This window comes from Sphingomonas folli, from assembly GCF_019429525.1.
Classification (GTDB): Bacteria; Pseudomonadota; Alphaproteobacteria; order Sphingomonadales; family Sphingomonadaceae; genus Sphingomonas; species Sphingomonas folii.
This window is the reverse complement of sequence record NZ_JAHXZL010000015.1, coordinates 20,400-38,458: the sequence shown is the minus strand read 5'-3', so window position 1 is coordinate 38,458 and position 18,059 is coordinate 20,400. Positions and strand designations below refer to the sequence as shown.

General features: G+C 64.0%; 15 protein-coding genes. 14 read left to right on the top strand and 1 reads right to left on the bottom strand.

Going from position 1 to position 18,059, the window contains the following annotated elements:
• Positions 1-157 precede the first annotated feature (157 nt).
• The 3 genes from KZ813_RS19260 (at position 158) to KZ813_RS19250 (ending at position 3,068) form a co-directional block, all read left to right on the top strand.
• Positions 158-1,156 carry an alpha/beta fold hydrolase gene (locus KZ813_RS19260; protein WP_219756619.1) on the top strand — a complete coding sequence of 333 codons (999 nt, stop codon included), beginning with the start codon at positions 158-160 and terminating at the stop codon, positions 1,154-1,156.
• 1,167 nt (positions 1,157-2,323) lie between these two features.
• Positions 2,324-2,620, top strand: coding sequence for a hypothetical protein (locus KZ813_RS19255; protein WP_219756618.1), 297 nt, complete (start codon positions 2,324-2,326; stop codon positions 2,618-2,620).
• Positions 2,601-3,068, top strand: coding sequence for a hypothetical protein (locus tag KZ813_RS19250; RefSeq protein WP_219756617.1), 468 nt, complete (start codon positions 2,601-2,603; stop codon positions 3,066-3,068). Before KZ813_RS19255 ends, KZ813_RS19250 begins: the two co-directional genes overlap by 20 nt.
• A 448-nt stretch (positions 3,069-3,516) precedes the next feature.
• On the opposite strand, the gene KZ813_RS19245 is transcribed toward KZ813_RS19250, so the two are convergent.
• Positions 3,517-3,951 carry a hypothetical protein gene (locus KZ813_RS19245; protein ID WP_219756616.1) on the bottom strand — a complete coding sequence of 145 codons (435 nt, stop codon included), beginning with the start codon at positions 3,949-3,951 and terminating at the stop codon, positions 3,517-3,519.
• A 278-nt stretch (positions 3,952-4,229) separates the two neighbouring features.
• Between KZ813_RS19245 and KZ813_RS19240 the strand changes: the two genes are divergently transcribed.
• From KZ813_RS19240 to KZ813_RS19190, 11 genes are all read left to right on the top strand, one after another.
• The gene (locus KZ813_RS19240; protein WP_219756615.1) at positions 4,230-5,336 is read left to right on the top strand and encodes a ParB N-terminal domain-containing protein; all 1,107 of its coding nucleotides are present in this window, start codon (positions 4,230-4,232) and stop codon (positions 5,334-5,336) included.
• Entirely contained in the window at positions 5,329-6,216 is an 888-nt protein-coding gene (locus KZ813_RS19235; protein WP_219756614.1) for a restriction endonuclease, read from the top strand. Before KZ813_RS19240 ends, KZ813_RS19235 begins: the two co-directional genes overlap by 8 nt.
• Before the next feature lie 475 nt (positions 6,217-6,691).
• A complete protein-coding gene (locus KZ813_RS19230; protein WP_219756613.1) occupies positions 6,692-7,042 on the top strand; it encodes a hypothetical protein in 351 nt (116 codons plus the stop codon).
• A gap of 104 nt (positions 7,043-7,146) precedes the next feature.
• The gene (locus KZ813_RS19225) at positions 7,147-8,187 is read left to right on the top strand and encodes a winged helix-turn-helix domain-containing protein (protein WP_219756612.1); all 1,041 of its coding nucleotides are present in this window, start codon (positions 7,147-7,149) and stop codon (positions 8,185-8,187) included.
• A gap of 13 nt (positions 8,188-8,200) precedes the next feature.
• Entirely contained in the window at positions 8,201-9,019 is an 819-nt protein-coding gene (locus tag KZ813_RS19220; RefSeq protein ID WP_219756611.1) for a hypothetical protein, read from the top strand.
• A gap of 392 nt (positions 9,020-9,411) precedes the next feature.
• Positions 9,412-10,482: a RelA/SpoT domain-containing protein gene (locus tag KZ813_RS19215; protein WP_219756610.1), complete on the top strand. Its 1,071-nt coding sequence runs from the start codon at positions 9,412-9,414 to the stop codon at positions 10,480-10,482.
• Between the two features lie 2 nt (positions 10,483-10,484).
• Positions 10,485-13,406 carry a sigma factor-like helix-turn-helix DNA-binding protein gene (locus tag KZ813_RS19210; RefSeq protein ID WP_219756609.1) on the top strand — a complete coding sequence of 974 codons (2,922 nt, stop codon included), beginning with the start codon at positions 10,485-10,487 and terminating at the stop codon, positions 13,404-13,406.
• 38 nt (positions 13,407-13,444) lie between these two features.
• Entirely contained in the window at positions 13,445-15,379 is a 1,935-nt protein-coding gene (locus KZ813_RS19205) for a DEAD/DEAH box helicase family protein (protein ID WP_219756608.1), read from the top strand.
• Positions 15,380-15,386: 7 nt separating this feature from the next.
• Positions 15,387-15,563 (top strand): hypothetical protein, encoded by a 177-nt coding sequence (locus tag KZ813_RS19200; protein WP_219756607.1) that lies wholly within the window; start codon positions 15,387-15,389, stop codon positions 15,561-15,563.
• Positions 15,553-17,535 (top strand): hypothetical protein, encoded by a 1,983-nt coding sequence (locus KZ813_RS19195; RefSeq protein ID WP_219756606.1) that lies wholly within the window; start codon positions 15,553-15,555, stop codon positions 17,533-17,535. The genes KZ813_RS19200 and KZ813_RS19195 overlap by 11 nt, the downstream gene beginning before the upstream one ends.
• Positions 17,535-17,996: a hypothetical protein gene (locus KZ813_RS19190; protein WP_219756605.1), complete on the top strand. Its 462-nt coding sequence runs from the start codon at positions 17,535-17,537 to the stop codon at positions 17,994-17,996. The genes KZ813_RS19195 and KZ813_RS19190 overlap by 1 nt, the downstream gene beginning before the upstream one ends.
• Positions 17,997-18,059: the final 63 nt, after the last annotated feature.

Genomic DNA, 18,059 nt, shown 5'->3' with positions numbered 1-18,059 from the left:
GTCCTCGTTCTCGAGGAGAGCGGCGCCAGTGCCGCTCCCACCACCCACAGCCCCGGCGATCGTGTCGGCGGGGCAGCGACCCGGCCGCACCAGCGCCTGAGACGAGCTGTGCTGTCGCTCTGGGTGCAGGTGAAGTCCAGCGGTTCGCGTGCTTTAATTGAACATCGACATCGATAGTTTGTCCGCTGAATCAACCGGAGCACAGTCATTGTGGTCGGGCCATCGGCAGGCCTACATCGTCACGCTTGATTGGGAGGCTTACATGCGCGCCTTAGCCGTCGCCGCGCTCTTGTCCTGCATCGCCGGTATTGCGCCCGGCCAGGTAGCGGCTGCTCCGGAGAAGCCTGCTGACGGGCGCTTTGATGTCGGTAACCGATCAATCCGGCTCTCCTGTAAGGGCACGGGAGCACCGACGGTGGTGATCGATGGCGGAATGGGGACCGCGCCGGTCGAGGACCCAGGTTGGCAGGCGATCGCTGCGCAGGTGGGGTCGGTGACTCGCGTCTGCTTGTATGATCGGGCGGGCCTCGGGGCGAGCGATCCGGCCCCGGCTGGTCCACGCTCCAGCTCAGACGCCGCTCACGACCTGCATGCCGCATTGTCAGCAGCAGAGGTGAAGGGCCCGTACCTTCTTGTCGGCCATTCGATCGGCGGGCTCCATGCTCAGGTATTCGCTGCGCAATACCCTGCTGAAACGGCCGGTCTCGTGTTGGTGTCCTCGACGCATCCCGATCAGGTCACGACATGGCTCGCGCTCTTGCCTCCTCCGGCGCCGGGCGAGGAAAAGGCGGTCACGGAGGCTCGTTCGTTCCTCACCAGCATGCAAACGGATCCGAGCAAGAACGAGGAGCGACTGGACATGCGAACGAGCGCCCGCGAGGCGCGCCAGCTGACTTCGCTGGGTAAGAAGCCCGTGATCGTGCTGACCCATAGTCCGCGCTTTCGCATGGTGCCTGGATTGTCGGAGCCGATCGCTGTCCGGTTGGAAGACGCGACCCAGCGCATGCAGCGGCAGTTCCTCGCGCTGTCGACGAACGCGCGCCAGAACGTTGCTGCGCGAGCTGGGCATGGGCTACCGCATGAAGCACCGGCCTTTGTCGTCGATGGCATCCTGGAGGGCGTCGCTGCTGTTCGTGGACATCAGCTTCGAAACTGAAGGCGGCGGTTTCGGGTGGATTGCTGCCTGTCCGCTATCGAGCAGCCGGATGAGAAAACCAGACATTCGTTCAGCGGGTCGGGAAGGGGCTTGAGCACGTTCCGGCGTCGAATGCGGAACGAAGGCGCTTCCGCGCGGCAGATGAGCAAGGATTGGAGAGATAAGTGGCACGCTTTGAAGCGAAGGTTTCGCTGGTTTGCGACCATAACCCCACTTTCGAAAGCTTGCGTAGGGTGTGCTGTCAATTCAGCACATAGTACGCGCGGATAAGGCTGGCGTACAAAGCGTCGAACACGTCCTGATTATCGCGTTTCCGCAAAGACTTAGGCGCGCGGGACAGCGCGCCTCAATGCCGCTCCAAATCGCTCTCCAACGCGGCCCGTTCGCTCTTTGGCCCGCTTTGGGGATCAAATAGCCATCACCAGGATCCGATCCACTTGCGATCGCCTGGGACACCGTAAACCCAGGTTGCTTCGCTGCTACTCCATCCGCCACTGGCAGTACCCGACCGCCTTCGAGTCCTTTGATGAAGCGATTGGCCCACGTGCGCGGCTGTGGAAGCTGCAACTAGAAGCTAGCTTGAGGGCTAGACCGGCACGCGCGAGCGACGCCCTCTGAAGTCGGCTTTGTCGCGACAGGCGAGCGCATTTTGGCAAGCGACGACGTTTGTGAAACCGAGATACAGAGAACGCGAAACTCGCCCGCACCTTGTCGGGCTTTGAACCGCTTCTGGCGACGGCGGCTTCCGCTTGGCGTTCAAGATTAGATGCGGAGAGCCGTTTCAAGCGACTGGATGCCAGGCGGTCTGCCGCCCGACGGTTAGCCATCCTGATATCATCAGCGTAGCGGATCGACCGTCCGTTTTCTGCAGGATCAAAGATCGCTGGCGGCCCCGCTTCGGCCCCATGTTCTTTGGATCAGCGATCGTGTCAGAGGAAGGCCTGCGTGGCCCAGAAATTACTATCCGGCGGGCACATGTTGGACGCTGCGACGAGCTTGGCGTTTGCCTCCAAGTTGGATGCAACGGAGAACGACGCGGACCCGATCTTTGCGTAAGAATTCGGGCTACGATCTCCGTCAGCGAGCGCGAACCCGGCCGCGGTGGACGGTCGTTGTGGGGGGGCAGATGGACGTCGCTGCGCACTCATTGGCGAAGGACTTTGACCCATGGGACTGCTGGATCGCATCACCTCGTTGTTCGACGATTGGCATGCCTCGCCAAGCCTCTCGGCGACCATTGAGCCTGCTTTAAACCCCGCTAATGGCCTGCCCATGACCGGTGGCATCGGCGGCGTTGATGTGCTCGGCAATCCCTTCGGCACCGACCTGACTGCGCACCGTCATGACGACTGGCATTTCGCAAGCTCCGGTGCGTCCTCATGCCATTACGACAGCTCGTCGCAGTGGCACGATAGCGGCTCATGGAACAGCATCGGAGGCGGACATGATCCCTGGCGCGACTGACACCGTGACCGCGGCCGACCGGGCGCTCGCCGCATGGGAGGTAGGGTCACTCAGCGGCATGCCGGGGATCATCCATCTGCCAGTCTCCGGCATGATGCTGATAGCCTCGCTGACGGTCACCTTCTTCGGCGATAAGGCGTCGGCGCTCGTACTGCTTGTAGCGCTCGCAGGATGGTTGGTGCTTGCGGTGGCCGATCTCGCACGAGGTTTGTGGATACGGCGACATCCTTACGCTTCGGCACGGTGGCTGGCTGGCGTGCGGAGGGCAGTCGGAGACGAGACCTTCGGCAGAGCGCTTGAGCACCTGAAGACGTGCTTTGGTCCAGACGAGGCCTATGTCGTGCGCCGAGCCGATATGGCTCTCGGGATCAGCATCGTCCGAGCGAATCAACGCGACAGTCGGCGACGCGCAGAAGGCAACATGCTCGCGACCATCACGGGGCCTTGAACGAGCTTGCATAAACGAGGCCGGATAACCGGAGGACTACCACCGATGCCGAGTGCGGCGGGCAGTCGGTTCGCGCAATCGCGTAGCCGGTGGCCGGCGCCCACTGTCCGGGCCGGCAATGCTAGTAGCCGCAGCGTACGCTGAGGAGCTTCTGCTCAGATCGCCTTAGTCCGGCGACAACGCAAAATAGACCGTGCATCCTCAAAAACTCGACGCCTAAATTCCCGCCCTTCGTCGCGTTCCCGTTGACCATGCGGCCGTCGCGCGTCCTGCGAGTCCCTCAGCCCCTGCACGAGGTCGTCGACCTGTTCGATGCTCAGCGGGTCGGTGAAGGCGGGTCGGTGGAAGGCGGTCGCGGCCATCTCGAGTATCAGCCGGTCCTGGCCGCGCGCGCTCCTCAGGTTTATGACTTCCGAGTAGTACCACCGCTGGAGGTCCGAGTGGCTGTTCAGCGCGGATATTCGTCCCAGAACCACAGGTGGACGGCGAAGCTGCCGATGCCCTCGCGTTCTTCATCGAGTTCCCGAGCGAACCGCTGAATGTGGGCGTCGCGCTTAGCGGTAGTCGCTAAGATCGATAGGTCTAGGCGCGGCGTGAACGCCTCCGCTTGCCGGACCTCCGCCAGCAGGACGGACCGGGTCACGGCCCCGCTCGGCAGCGGGTCGTCGTTCTCGTCCAGATCGTCGCGCCGCTTGCACTGCACGCCGACGCGGCCGACCCGAGCTCTCGCGGCGTGAACGTCTACCCCCTTCTGCGCCTGACCAGGACGACCGATCCTGTTCGCCTGGGCCACGCCGTAGACGGCTTCGACCACGCCCGCGGTCAGGTCCTCTAAGTGCTGCCAGTAGAGTGGTGGCTGGGAGGATTGTACGACCTGAGCCAAGCGTTTATCCCATTGCACGGGAACTTAGACGGTCAAGGTCCACCTGGTTCTCGCGGCCGGCGAACACCGTTGCCGGGGGACCAGGATCGCTGACGATCTGAGCAACGCTAGTCGACTCACCTCCCGGAATGGCGCGTCGTAACGCCACAGGAACAGGTCTGGATGCGAGCGCCGCGGCATTTTCGATCTTTGGCCCTACCATATCGCCAACGCTGTTGCAGGTGCGCGCCCGCCGAGCGTACTGTGGTCGGCAACGAAAGCGGGGTCATCCGATGTACATGTCTGAGCTGCAGGTCGCGGAGGTGTCGGTAGCGAACATCTTCCTCGATCCGAACAACCCGCGCTTCTGGTCTGAGCACAACGTCCGCGAGGTGCCGGATCGACGCATCCCAGACGAACGCATCCAGGCATCCGCCCGCACGAACATCGACAAGCACGGAATCGACGACCTCTACAACAGCATCCTTCGGAATGGTTTTCTGCTGCTGGATCGGATAGTCGTCCGTCCGATCGAAGGGCACGACGGCAAGTTCGTCGTCGTCGAGGGAAACCGCCGGTTCCGCTCGCTCACGAAGCTGCGCGCCGCGATCGAGGACGAGGCAGTCGCTGAGGAGGGCATCGACGACGACTACTTGCAGAGACTGCTCGAGCAGACTGCTACGATCCAGGTGCTCATCTACGGGGGCACCGGCTCAGAGGACATCTCGTGGATGCTGCAGGGCATTCGACACATCAGCGGTGTCCGCGACTGGGAACCGGCGCAGCGGGCGAAGCTGGTCGCCCAGCAGATCGATCAGGACGGCAAGGGCTTCCGTGCGACCGGGCAGCAGTTCGGCCTGTCGCCCCAGGCGGTGGGGCGCCTCTATCGAACGTACAAGGCGCTCGAGCAGATGCGGGCTGACGACGAGTTCGGCGCTAAGGCCCGCAACGACTACTTTTCGCTCTTCGAGGAGGCGTACCGCAACAGCACTCTGCGGGAATGGTTCGGCTGGGATGAGGATCATAAGCGCTTCACTAACACGGATCGGATCAAACGATTTTATGCCTGGATATCGCCCGACGACGAACATCAGGATCGATCTCGACGCATCCACAATCCCAAGCAGATCAAGGAACTCGCCTACCTCATCAGCAACGACAAGGCGTCGTTGATCTCGGATTTTGAAAACCATGAGATCGGCATTTCGGAAGCCTACGGTCGGGCGACGGGCGAGACGAAGACCGCGGACTGGCGCAGGACGGTTGAGCGCGCCCGCACCTTGATCGGCGACCTGCCGCAGTCCGCGATCTACGACGAGACCAGGGACTTCATCACGGAGCTGGAACGCTTCAAGCAGGAGATCGACAGGCGGCTGGAGAGCGCGCGGGCGGAGCTGCATGACTGATATGCGGTTCGGTGCGCTCGGGGACGCGAGGCGCGCCGTCAGAAGCTTCGTGCAGGACCGGCTTGCCTTGATCGTGACCGCCGTCGATGGCGAACGCGTGGTCGATTTAGAGGTCAGCTTCACCCGCTTCCTCGCCGACCATGGTATCGAGGAGAACCTCGCGTCCGAGCTATCGACTGAGCAGTACCCGGCGGTGCGGCACAAGGTTGCGGACCACATCGTCCGTTGGAGTGACCAGGGTCTGTCGCCTCCGTTCGGCTTCCACGTCGAGCAGGAAGGCAAGGTGGTGACTTGGCGCCACGACCGCTTCGAGGAGCTCACGGGCCATCCGGCGCCAACCACATCGCAGTTTGAAGTGCAGGCCTGGGTCGCTGCACTGCTGAACCGCGATTTCCTGCTGCCGTGCGCGTGCTACCTGCGCGCGCTGGGTTGCGACCCGGTCCTGATCACCGACGGCTCGCGAGACGAGGGCATCGACCTGATTGGCCTACTTAAGTCGGGGCCGCTCCGTTCTACCGTAGTCTACGTACAGGCTAAGTCGCAGGCGAGGCTTTCGGGCGACGAACTGCTACGGGAGTTCGGCAAGTTTGCCGGCCTTCCCCAGACTGAAAAGCATCGGCAGTACCTCGAGGCGCTAGGCTTTTCGCGACTTAGGGATGGTGCGAGCGCCCTATACCTTTGCATGGTGAACGGCGACTTCGAGTTCGCCGCGGAAAACCACGCGCGCAACGTCGGAGCTTTGCTGCGATCGCGACGACAGATGGCCGATCAGCTCGCGCGTGTGTATTCCCGGCAGAGACTCGACGAACTTCGAGCGGCCGTAGCCATCCCGCCAGGAGCAGATCTGGGCCGCAACTTGGCACCCCTGCTTCATCCATAATGACAGCTGGGTGGGACTCGCCCCTACGTTTAGCTTGGCCAACACGATCACGACCCGGTTATGCGGCTACGTTGTCGAAGTAAATATAAGTACGGGAATGGCGCTGGTTTGACGAACGTGGGTAAAGAAATGTCGAAAGTCATAGGAAGACCAGAACGACATCGGCAGCGCCTAGTCCGGCAATTTGCTCATTACCTAGATCATGATGAGTCTATTCAACTCGACCGCCCCGTCCGACCTGCCTTGGGCCCGAGCTGATGGTCGAAATGAGGAAGCAAAAACTGCTCACCCGCGGCAGCGTAGCGACCCGCATCGCCACTGCAGCGAAGCCGCAGAAATTCGTTCAGGCCGTCCTGCAGCTGAAAGAAGCGAGGCAGTATGAGCACACGTTCTCTTTGTCCTAGCGACGAGTGAAGTACTGGAACATCTGAAGGGAGAATTTGTAGCTTTTAGACGTTCTCTTCCAAAGCTCTCTTTGTGGCAACTCATCATTGTCGCCGAACACACATCCGACAAGACGACGCGCCATGCGCTTCATACTTTGCCTTCCGCTCAGCCCAACAAAACGGTTGCGGAAAGTGTGCGTCGAATACATGATCTAGCCGGTCACGCTTACGACCTGCAGTTCACATTGCTGCGCGCGCTCAACGACTCGGCGTCGGCCCTCGGGCCGCGAGACCTGAAGCGCCCGGACGCGATCGCTGCGGCGAAGTCGGTCTTCGAGCGCCTGACGGCGATCGCGATGAGTCTTAACAGCCTTGATAACGCTTTAGACGGAGCGAGCTTCGGCGAGTTCCTCGTGATCGTACGTTGCTCGCGCCAATAATGGTGTCCCACGAGGCCAGGCCGCGTTTAAGAAGTTTAGCTCGGTCTCTGGAAGGCTGAGGCCGCGTGCTCCGCGACACTCGTGCGCCACGTGAAGCTCGGCACATGGCGCAGATCGTTCTTTTGGGGCATCACCGGAGCATCACAATTCGATCCGACGCGGATCCGCGGCGGATGAGGACCGCCGCCATGCCGATGCCCAACAAGATGGATCTGACCCTCCCGCTGCTCAAGCTCGTGTCCGAGCGCCAGATCGGCATCCAAGAGGCGACGTCGCAGCTGTCGAGCGTGTTCAAGCTCTCGACCTCGGAACGGGAGGAGGTGCTCGCGTCCGGCAAGGGCCGCTTCTACGACCGGGTCGGCTGGGCGCGCGTCTATCTCCGGCAGGCTGGCCTCGTAGACCTGCCGAAGCGTGGCCAGCTGCGCATCACCAAGCTCGGACGCGAACTCCTCGCCGAGAACCCCGCCCGGATCGATATGAAGACGCTGGAACGTTACCCGGCTTTCCTTTCGTTCATGGAGCGCAGCGCCAAGAGCGGACGCTACGTTAGCCGCAATATCGGCGTGGTGACAGTCCCGACATCGGAGTCGGATAGCGCCATCGCCGAAGCCACGCTGCACACTGAAATCCAGTACCGCCTGCTCAAGCTGGGTTCGGATCTCGGGCTGTCGGTCTGGGTTGCGCGAAACGACCGGAGCCGGTCGTTCGGCAAGGAAAAGTTCGCCGAGATGCCGCGCCTCCTGTCGGAGGTGCCACTGCAGTTCGATATGGTGACAAACCGCATTATCGAGCTGATCGATGTGCTCTGGATCAAGGGCCGGTCGATCGTCGCCGCCTTCGAGATCGAGAGCACGACCTCGATCTACTCGGGCCTGCTCCGGATGTCCGATCTCGCCGCGATGCAGCCCAACATCAAGATTAAGCTCTTCCTTGTCGCGCCCGAGGCGAGGCGGGCGAAGGTGATGCAGGAGATTAACCGGCCCACCTTCTCTAGTTTCTCGCCCGCGGTGAACGAGATCTGCCGCTACATCTCGTTCGAGAGGCTGAGCGCGGCGATCGCGGCCGCCGAGGATTACATACCGCACCTCAAGCCCGGCTTCATCGATGGCGTTGCGGAGTCCTGCGGTTCATCGGACGACGACTAGTGGGGACGTGCCAATGGCCTACAGGCAATCCGTTGTAACGTTCGTCGACATCCTTGGCTTCAGCAAGATAGTCGAGAAGGGGCCGTTCGCTCAGATCGACGAGATGCTTGACGCGATGGGCAAGACGGCCGCCCAGCCGGTCGGCGAGGTCGGCAAGCTCACCTCGATCCTCTCCTTCTCTGACAGCGTCATCCGCGCGAGATCGTTGGAGGGCGAGACCGTCTACGACGCGTTGCTGCAGGAGGTGCAGGATCTCGCCACCGCGCAGTGGACGCTGGTCGAGTTCGGCATGCTCATCCGCGGCGGGACCACGGTCGGGGACATCCACATGGATGAGAGACGGGCGTTCGGACCGGCCTTCATCCGCGCGTATACTTTGGAGTCGTCGCTCGCCGGTGCGCCTAGGATCGTGATTGATCCCGCAGTGGTAGAGCGGATCCGGGAGCACCTTCACTCCGTAGGCTCGCGCGCCAAGAAGCGCACTTTGATCGAGGACCTGAAGAGTCACCTGCACCTAGGTGACGACGGGATCTGGTTCATCGACTACATTAAGAGCGTCTCGTTGCTGAACGATGCCGACTACGTTCGCGAAACGCTATTCTTGATGCGGGAGTTCATCATCGAGAGCGCTTTGCGGGAACAGTCTGATTCCCTGATCCTCCCGAAATACCTTTGGCTCATCCGCTACCACAACCTGTCCGTCGGCCGGCTATTCGACGGCGAGCGCGGCCTCAGGATCACGTCGGCGGACGTGCCGGCCGCGGACGAGCTCCTCAAGCCGCTGCTTCTGAAGGTGCGGGCACGTCCCACCAAGCGGGCCAGCGCACCGTGAAGGCTCTCGCATGGCTTCATCGCAAAGCAGCCGTGCTGATCGCTAAGCTGGCCGTCGAGACCTGCGGGGCTCTATGCAGTCCTCTAATCATCATACATGCGACACGGACACGACAGACCAGGATGGAAAAGCATTTCGTGGATCAGGCCGAAGAACATCTCGGACGCGCGTTCACGCAAGCCCTCGGCAAATGAAGGCGTGATTCCGCCGATATTCATGCTGCTTCGCGCTGGCAGAGGGTCCGTCGTTCCTCGATGCCACCGAAGTGGATCGAATACCGGTCCTTTTATCGCGTCCGCTCAGACGTTTGTTCGGTCTCGGCGAGCTAAGGTCGACGCGGAGCCGTAGACAGGCGCGGCGGCTGGCGGCAGACTTGGCCGGACGGGGGTAGCATGCCATTTTCAGCGCAAGTCATAGAGGGTGCGGCTGCGCGTTACGAACGCGAGCGCGACCGATATATCAAGCTGGCCGGGCGCGTGGCCGACATCTGCCAGGCCAGCATCATTGAGGGCGATGCGGTTCGCGCCCAGGTCACCTCGAGGACCAAGACCCCTCAGAGCTTCCGCGGCAAGCTGGACCGTTTTTCCCGCCGCGCCGACCGCAACTACGCGAACGTCGACGAGGTCTTCGACGGTATCGGCGACTTCGCCGGCGTCCGAATCGCCACCTACCGCCCCGAGGACGAGGACCGCGTGCGCCAGCGGGTCTGCGAGCTGTTCTGCGGTCCCGACGGCGAAGCGGTCAACGTCGATCCGAAGAACAAGCTCGATCCCGGCGAGGCTCAATTCTACCGCGCCACGCACTGCCAGGTCTTTCTCCGCGAGGAGGACTTGGCTGGCATCTACGACAATCTTCGCGGCGCCAGCTGCGAGTTGCAGATCTGCTCGATGATGGCGCACGTGTGGAACGAGATCGAGCATGACATCGGCTACAAGCCCGATGGGGGGGGGCCCGATCCGGCCGAACGGGGTCTCCTTGAGGCGCTCGGTCACCTCACTCGCTCCGGGGACGCGACGATCACGCGGTTGCTCGAGGCGAACCAGCAGCGGCTCCGCAGCCGACAGGGCGAGTTCAGTGACGTCCACGACTTCGTCGCGCGGCTGCGCGACCGTTTCCCCCGAGCCGATCTGTCCGTAAACGCAGGCCAGGCCTACGACGCGGCGCAGCGCCTTGGCCTCAAGTCGCCCGACGCGATCGAACAGATGGTTGGAGGATTGGCCGAGGCCGGCGCGCGCGGGTCGATCGAAAGATACAACAAGTTCGCCCGCGACACCGGTCGGTCGGACGCCACCCTGAACGCTGCGTCTGCAGATCTCGTGACGGTCACGCTGTTGCCGCACCTGATCGGGCGCAGCTCGACCGACCGATCCGATGGCCGGATCAAGTCGGGTAGGCTGTCGCTGCTGGTCGACGTGTGGCGCGAGCACGAGTCGGCGCCGGGCGCCCAGCCGGCTGGGGCTTGAGCTTGGCATCGCAGCAGCCCGGCCCTGCCGTCGAGATGGACCTGTACGAGTTCGCGCGCGGGCAGAACGGATCGGCGCGCCTGCGCAACTCGCTCGAGGCGGCCGCGCTTGGCGGCCAGCTGCCGTTCGCGACTGTGGCGGAGTACCTCGCCTCACCCGCGCCCGTCGAGACGATGATGTTTCGAGTCGGTGGCTTAGGCCGGAAGACCGCCCTTGAACTCGACCAGCTCGTCCGGACAACCGTCCCGGTCGATGGGTCCGATTCTGAGACTGAGATGCCGACCGATCAGGAGATTTCGGAAGGGCGCGCGACCATCTGCGGTGAGCTCGCCAAGATATCACTCCGTGACCTCGTCGGACGGGCGTCACCCGGAACGCGGCTGGAACGCGCCTTAAGACACGCGGTCGGCGATCGACCCGCCCTTGACGCCCTCGACGACGCTGACGCCTTGCGGAGCGACCTGCTCTGCGCAAAGACCGCAGGAGCCGTCACGGCGGACGAGCTCTGCGCGAAGGTACACCTGGCGACGTCGCGGTTGCTTCGTGAGACGGGCGGCTCCCCTTCGATGCACGACGCGGTGCTGACCGCCTTGTTCGGTAAAGGCGCCGGTCCAATCTGGCCGCGCGAGGCGCGGCTGCAGCTGGCGGACGAGGAGGCACACAGGCTCCTCCAGAAGGTCCTTGGGGACGCCGTGTGCGCGTCCGCATTCGAGGACGCGATCGTACCGGTGAGGCTGACCCGCCTGGTCTGCGCCAGGAACATCGGCGACCGGCCGATCGCCGATGCGCTCGTTGATAGGACCCGTTTTGGCTGGGAGCTGGGACGCGTGCAGGCGGTCGGGCGCAAGACGATCTCAGAGTTCTGGGAGGTGCTGTGGCGCCGGCTCGCCGTCCAGCTCGCGCGCGCCGAGGCTGGCAGCACCGAGCGCAGCAATCTCGCCCGTTTCCTTGAGGTGGAGCTCACCCGACTTGACCCGGATCCGGAGGACATGGCCGAGCATGCGCCGCTGGTGCCGTCGTCCGGGGACGTAGCTGACCGTGTGCTCATCCCACGCGGTCTGGACGAACTCCTCGCGTTTATGCTCGAGCGGATCAAGCCGCAGGATGCGCCTATCGTCCGGCGTCGGTTCGGGCTGGATGGCTCACCCGAGACGCTTGAGGAGATCGGCGTCAGCTTAAATGTCACGCGCGAACGCATCCGCCAAATCGAGAAGCGCGGGCTCGGCGAGCTTAAGGTACTCGCCCGCAAGGTTTCGCTGCGGCAGGCACTGGACGAGAGGTGGGGATCGGCCTGGGACGCGCTCGCCGACGGCGACGACCTGATCACCGATCTCGAGATCACCACGTTCAGGAAGATGGTCCCAGGCGCGATCATCCTGGGGCTCGAACTGCTAGGATTGGACCTGGCCGGCTGGCTGACCGAGGTCGCGCATCGCTATCCCCACGGCTGGCTCGCACCCAGTCGCGAGCGCGCTCCCGTCGATGCCGCGCTCGGTGCGCTGCGGGACGTCACGACAGGCCCGCCGCTGCCTCGGGCGCTCGGCGAGCTGGGGCTACCCGGCGCGCCGCTGGACGTTGAGGCGGCCGTCCTGATCGGCGCCGGATTCCGCACCCTGCATGGCTATGTTGTCGAAGGTCGCATCGGCACGCGGCAGAAGAGGTCGCTGGTCGCCCACGCGGTCCTGGCCGGGTTCGGCAAGCCCATGACGCTGTCCGACCTGCAGCGGGCATACCGCCAGGCGGCACCGGCCGACCAATGTTCGACGCGCGACCTCACCATCGTGATGAGCGACGCCCCGCACCTCTTCCTTGAGGTCTCGGAATGGCGCTGGACCGCCGTCGGCGGCGCGGGGGAAATCCCGCCGGGCGGCCGGCGCCGCGACGTGGACGAAGGTGATGAGAGTCCCGGCGAGGGCGACCTGACGGTCGCGTCGGCGATCCGTGACGAACTTGAGCGCGCTGGTCCTCAGCCCCTGTCCGCGCTCACCAACAACCCGCGTCGCTACCTTCCGCCGGACCGGTCCCACAACAGCGTCCAACCGACGTTGCTCACGAGGCCAGACCTGTTCGCCCGGCTGCTGCCGGGCGTCTATTCGCTATGGTCCCAGGTCCCGACACGCGAAGTCATCCTCTCCGGTGAGATGCCGTATCTGCTGGACGAGCAACAGGCCAAGATCTTCGCCATGGCAAGGCGGGCGGACGAACCTTGGGGGACGTTCCCGCTGTGGAGCCCCGACGCCGAGTACAGGCTCTGCCGCTGGGCCATCCGCCAAGGATCGGGTGAGGTGCGTCGCAGCCTTCTCGCCACCGCGACCGTCGACGCCTGGCCGGTGGAAATCGAGGAAAGAGACGAATGGCGTGCGGTCTGCGCGCGTGAGGGTCGCTACGATTTAGTCGCGAACGTGCGGCCAAACGTATTCACGGTCAGGCCGGACCTCGACCGACTTCTGGCCGCGCTGATCGATCTGGAGGCGGCGGGACGGACCAGCTGGATGGCGCTGAACCGCGTCGACGGCCGGCATGTCGCCTCTCAGATGGGATGCGGCCTGCTGGCGGTGCTGCTCCTGAGTGGCGCACTTACACCTCTTGGCCAGGACGCCGAGAGCGCCTGGCAGCTCACGCATGCGATAGAGTCCGCCGCCGCCGCAGAGATGCGCGGCGAACTCGCCGCCGAGCTGCACGAGCGTGGACGTCTCGAATGGGCTTCCGAGGTCGGTGCGCGGATCGCAGGGCGCATCGTCGATGGCGAGAAGCGTGCCGCTCAGTGGATCCCGTTCCGCCGCTTTTCCGCGCTCTTCCGCGACCTCGCCACCGCACCGTCCGAGCCAATCGAGATCACGCCGGAGGTCGCAAGCGACGTCGGCCGGGCACTGCTCGCCGAACGCCGGAAGTCGGACCTGCTCGCATGGCTGGACGAGAATTGAACGACGTGGCCAGGACGCCTAGCCCGATCCGGCCGCAGGTGCGCGACCATTACCGCAGCGGCGGCGACGTCCTCGTCGAGGACTTCTTCGGCCCGGTGCTGGGGCAGGCCACGCTTTACCGCCGTTCCGTTGGATACTTCTCGACCAGCGCGCTGCTGGGCTGGGCCGACGCGATGCTTCGCATGGCCTCCAGCGATCTAGAGGTCAGGCTGATCGCCTCCCCGGAGCTACAGCCACTGGATCTCGCCGTCCTCCGGGATATTCAGGATCAGGACGAGATCGACCGCCATCGTGCCACGCTTGTCGATCACATCCTCGAGGACATCCTGCAGCTGATGGACAATCCCGGCGACGTCGCGCGTCGCGCCCGCGTCTTCGCGTGGATGGTCGCCAACGGACGCCTGAAGCTGAAGTTCGCCTTTGCGGAGCACGTCGACGACGCCAGGCTCTATCACGAAAAGATCGGCATCGTGACGCTCGAGGGTGGCGACCAGCTGGCCTTCACCGGGTCGGCCAACGAGACGGACTCGGGACAGCGCCGCAACTACGAAAGCATCGACGTCTTCCGCGGCTGGCTCCCGGACGAACGGCGCCGCGTCGAGGTCAAGGGCACCCAGTTCGAGGAGGCATGGAGTGATGCCGCGAATGGTCTACGGGTCCTCGAGCCGACACCGGCCGTCATCGAGCGGCTGCGCGCGCGGGTGGCGAGGAATCGGGGGTCGGTGAAGGAGGATGCGGCCGTGGAGGCGCCTCCCACGCCGTCGATGTGGCGCCATCAGGACGAGGCGGTCGCGGCGTTCATGGAGACCGGCGCCGGCGTCCTCGAAATGGCGACCGGCACGGGTAAGACGCGAACGGCCTTACGCATCCTCACCGACCTCGCCGTCGCTGGCGACGTGGTCTCGGCGATCGTGACGATGGACGGTACCGATCTACTGGACCAGTGGACCCTTGAGTTGGAGGAGTGGGTCGCCAAGTCTGAGCAGCGCTGGGTCATCTACCGCCAGTATGAACGCCACCACGATCTGGACGAGTACCTGCTTGATCCGGCGTCCTCGCTCATGGTGATCTCACGCGGGCAGCTGCCGCGCCTCATGCGGGGGTTGAGCAAGGGCAATGCGGCCAAGGCGATAATCATCCACGACGAGGTTCACGGGCTGGGCACGCCGTCTTCCGTGCGCGATCTTGATGGCACGCATGACCGCTTCCGCTGGCGGCTCGGTCTCAGCGCCACGCCGGACAGGGCCTACGACGCAAAGGGCAACCACTTCCTCGAGAGCGAGATCGGTCCTGTGCTCTACCGCTTCCCGCTGGAGGCGGCGATCGCGAGGGGTGTGCTTAGCGAGTTCGACTACGAGCCGCTGCACTACAACCTAACGGACGGCGACCGTCAGCGCCTGCGCCAGGTCTACACCAAGCAGGCGAGCCGAGCCCGCGAGGGGCGTCCGATGAGCCAGGAGGAGATCTGGACTGAGATCGCTCGGGTCTACAAGACGGCGGAGCGCAAGCCGGACGTGTTCGCCGACCGTCTGGCCGAGGACCCGACCATCGTAGATCGCTGCATCGTCTTCGTGGAAACGCGGGAATATGGCCAGCGCATCCTGGAAATCGTGGACCGCTACACGCACCGCTACCGGACGTATTACGCGGATGACGACCGGGCACATCTCGTGGCGTTCGCCAACGGCGAGATCGACTGCCTAATCACGTGCCACCGCATCTCGCAGGGGATCGACATCCGGTCTTTGAAAACCGTGGTGCTGTTCGCGTCCGCGAGGGCTCGGCTGGAGACTATCCAGCGTATCGGCCGGTGCCTTCGCGCGGATCCCGGCAACGCACACAAGCGCGCGCGTGTCATAGATTTCGTCAGGCCGTCGCAGCCGGGTGACAAGGAGCTAAATGCCGACCAGGATCGGTGCCAATGGCTGACCGGTCTGTCGGAGATCACGAGGGAGGAAGAGATTGCCACTTGATCCAGCGGTGACGCGCTCGTTGCGCGAGGCGGTCGCTGAGGAGGGTCAGCCTCCCGAGGTCGCCAAGCAGTTACAGGCCTGGCTGCTCGCGTTGAGCGAGGGCGATGCCAGCGTCGACGCGCAGATGCAGATCTACGACGTCATAAGGAATCAGCTCGACTTCGGTGAAACCGATGCGGATTAGCCTCCTCGGCTGGTCCAGCGACGGCATGCGCTGCCCGGATGTGAAGGTCGATCTGGCGGACGGGATGGAGCCGTCCGCCGTGTCGTTGATCCAGATGCCCAACGGCACCGGCAAGACGACCACGTTGTCGCTACTTGAGGCGGCGATGAACGGGTCGGCCACCAACTGGTCGGAAACGGAGGTACGGGACTTCCGCCGCCCCGGCTCGCCGACCGAGAAGGGTGTCTTCGTCGTCCGGCTAGCGGTGGACGGCAAGCCGCTAACGTTCGAGCTCACGCTCGACTTCGGCCGCGGCACCGCGGTCTACCGGACCACCAATCCAGGTAGCGGCGGCGTCCAGCCAAACTGGGTTCCGCTGCCGTCGGTCCGTCGGTTCCTGAAGCCCGAGTTCCTCAACCTCTTCATCTTCGATGGCGAGTTCGCTGGAAAGCTGTTCGACCAGCGGCAGCTCGAGGCGGAGTACGCGATTGAGGCGCTGTGCCAGCTATACGTACTCGACGACGTCGCCGGCTTCGCGGAGGAGGCCTGGAACCGGAAGGCCAAGCAGGCACCCGTGAAGACGGAGGCCGGACTGGCGAAGCTGCAGGAGAGCCATCGTGCGCTCCTCAAACGCAAGGCCGAGGTCGCGCGCTACCGGGAGAACGCGCAGGTGGGTGCCAACAAGCTGGCCCTCGAGATCGAGGAGCTCGATCGACGCATAAAGGCCAAGCTGAGCGGCGGGGCGCAGACGCGCGAGCGCTTCGACGCGGCTCAGGAGACGCTCGCTTCCGCCGCCAACAAGCTGACGCGCGTCTCCGGCGACGCGATGCAGGCGCTGCGCATGCCGATCGCGCTGCACACCGCGTTCGGCCGAGACCTGGTGCAGCTCAAGGAGGGTCTGGACAAGCTGCGGCTGCCTGAGAACTCCTCGGCGCAGTTCTTCCAAGAGCTGCTCGAGGAGGTCGACTGCATCTGCGGACGCGAGATGACGGAAGGTGCGAGGGAGGAGATACGCGCGCGGTCCGAGCGATACCTCGACGCCGCCGACGCGGGCACGATCAACGCGCTCAAGGCCGACATCGAGGGCGTCGGCGAAATCGAGGGCGAAGGCTCGCCTAACGCCATGTTCGCGGCGCTGGTGGCCGAGCTCGCCACCGCGCGAAAGGAGCAGCGGCTCGCGACGCAGGAAGTGGACACCCTCAAGAAGCAGCTGAAGGACGCTGGCGAGACCGACATCGACGCCTGGGAGGCGGAGCAGGTCCTGGCGATGGAGAAGTACGAGGGCTGCAAGAAGCTGCTTGAGGACATCGACGCAGCGGGCGAGGAGCTCGACGAGGATGAGGTCGATGTCGAGACATGGTCGATGGCCTCGCTAGAGCGCCAGATCAGGGCGATCGGCAGCCGAATCGCGAAGCTCACCGACACGCTGACGGTGCGCCGCCAAACCGAGCTGATCGTTCGCATCCTCAAGCGCACGGGCGAGCTGGCCAGGGCGGAGATCAAGCGCGAGCTGATCGATGCCTGCAACGAAACGATCGCGAAGGTGCTGGTCAACGATCCGCTGAGGATCGCCGGCATCGACCGCTCGCTCCGGCTTTCGGGCCAGTCCGGCGCCAGCGTTGGCCAGACGCTTTCGGTGGGCTACGTGTTTCTTATGACGGTGCTCAACCGCGGCAACAACGACCTGCCGCTCGTCGTCGACAGTCCCGCCAACCCGATCGACGCCGGCGTCAGGCGGCGGATCGGCACGCTGATACCCAAGCTCACCAAACAGTTCGTCGGCTTAACGATCAACACCGAGCGGGAGGGCTTCGTACCCGCCCTTCAGGCGGCGTCCTCGGACGTGCGCTACCTGACGATGTTCCGTCGGACCCCCGGAACGCTACCGCTCATGGCGCAGGTGCCGGCGGACCGCGCGACGGTGACCGAGAGCTCCGTGCTCGTGCACGACCAAGCCTTCTTCGAGGGCTTCGATATCGAGGAGGAGGTTTGATGGCGTACTTCAGGTTGCGCAAGGACGCCGAGAAGTGGTTCCGCGAGATCGGCGACGCACCGCCGTTCAAGGTCAAGTGGGACGTCTACTACCTTTGCCTGATGGCGGGCTTCGCGTCGGGTCGGTCGAGCGAGTCTACCGCCGCCACCGACCTCACCGAGCGCTTCGTTGAGGAATACCGTCCGGCACGGCACTTCATCATCGGGCTGCTGGTAATCGCCGAGCTGAAGTTCACTGGCGTCAACCGCACCGACAAGGCGCAGGTCCGCGAGCTGTTCAAGAAGCTGGTCCACCCCAACGGAACGAACGACCTAACCGACTTCGGCATGCGCCGGATGAATGCCTACGCGAGCGGCGGGTATGAGTATCTGGCCGAGAACCGTGAGCAGCGTCCTTTCCACGTGGAGGAGTTTCTTCAGAGCTACCCGGCGCTGATCGCCAAGGCGATCGATGCAGGGTGACCGGACAGAATTGAGCTGCAACGGCCGGCGAACCCTTCCCGGCGTAGGTAGATAGCTGCCTGC

Bases quoted from the DNA above. Each gene is read 5' to 3' on its own strand.
- KZ813_RS19215 (WP_219756610.1), top strand. From the start codon at position 9,412: ATGCCATTTTCAGCGCAAGTCATAGAGGGTGCGGCTGCGCGTTACGAA.
- KZ813_RS19255 (WP_219756618.1), top strand. From the start codon at position 2,324: ATGGGACTGCTGGATCGCATCACCTCGTTGTTCGACGATTGGCATGCC.
- KZ813_RS19220 (WP_219756611.1), top strand. From the start codon at position 8,201: ATGGCCTACAGGCAATCCGTTGTAACGTTCGTCGACATCCTTGGCTTC.
- KZ813_RS19240 (WP_219756615.1), top strand. From the start codon at position 4,230: ATGTCTGAGCTGCAGGTCGCGGAGGTGTCGGTAGCGAACATCTTCCTC.
- KZ813_RS19235 (WP_219756614.1), top strand. From the start codon at position 5,329: ATGACTGATATGCGGTTCGGTGCGCTCGGGGACGCGAGGCGCGCCGTC.
- KZ813_RS19250 (WP_219756617.1), top strand. From the start codon at position 2,601: ATGATCCCTGGCGCGACTGACACCGTGACCGCGGCCGACCGGGCGCTC.
- KZ813_RS19195 (WP_219756606.1), top strand. From the start codon at position 15,553: ATGCGGATTAGCCTCCTCGGCTGGTCCAGCGACGGCATGCGCTGCCCG.
- KZ813_RS19190 (WP_219756605.1), top strand. From the start codon at position 17,535: ATGGCGTACTTCAGGTTGCGCAAGGACGCCGAGAAGTGGTTCCGCGAG.
- KZ813_RS19225 (WP_219756612.1), top strand. From the start codon at position 7,147: ATGGCGCAGATCGTTCTTTTGGGGCATCACCGGAGCATCACAATTCGA.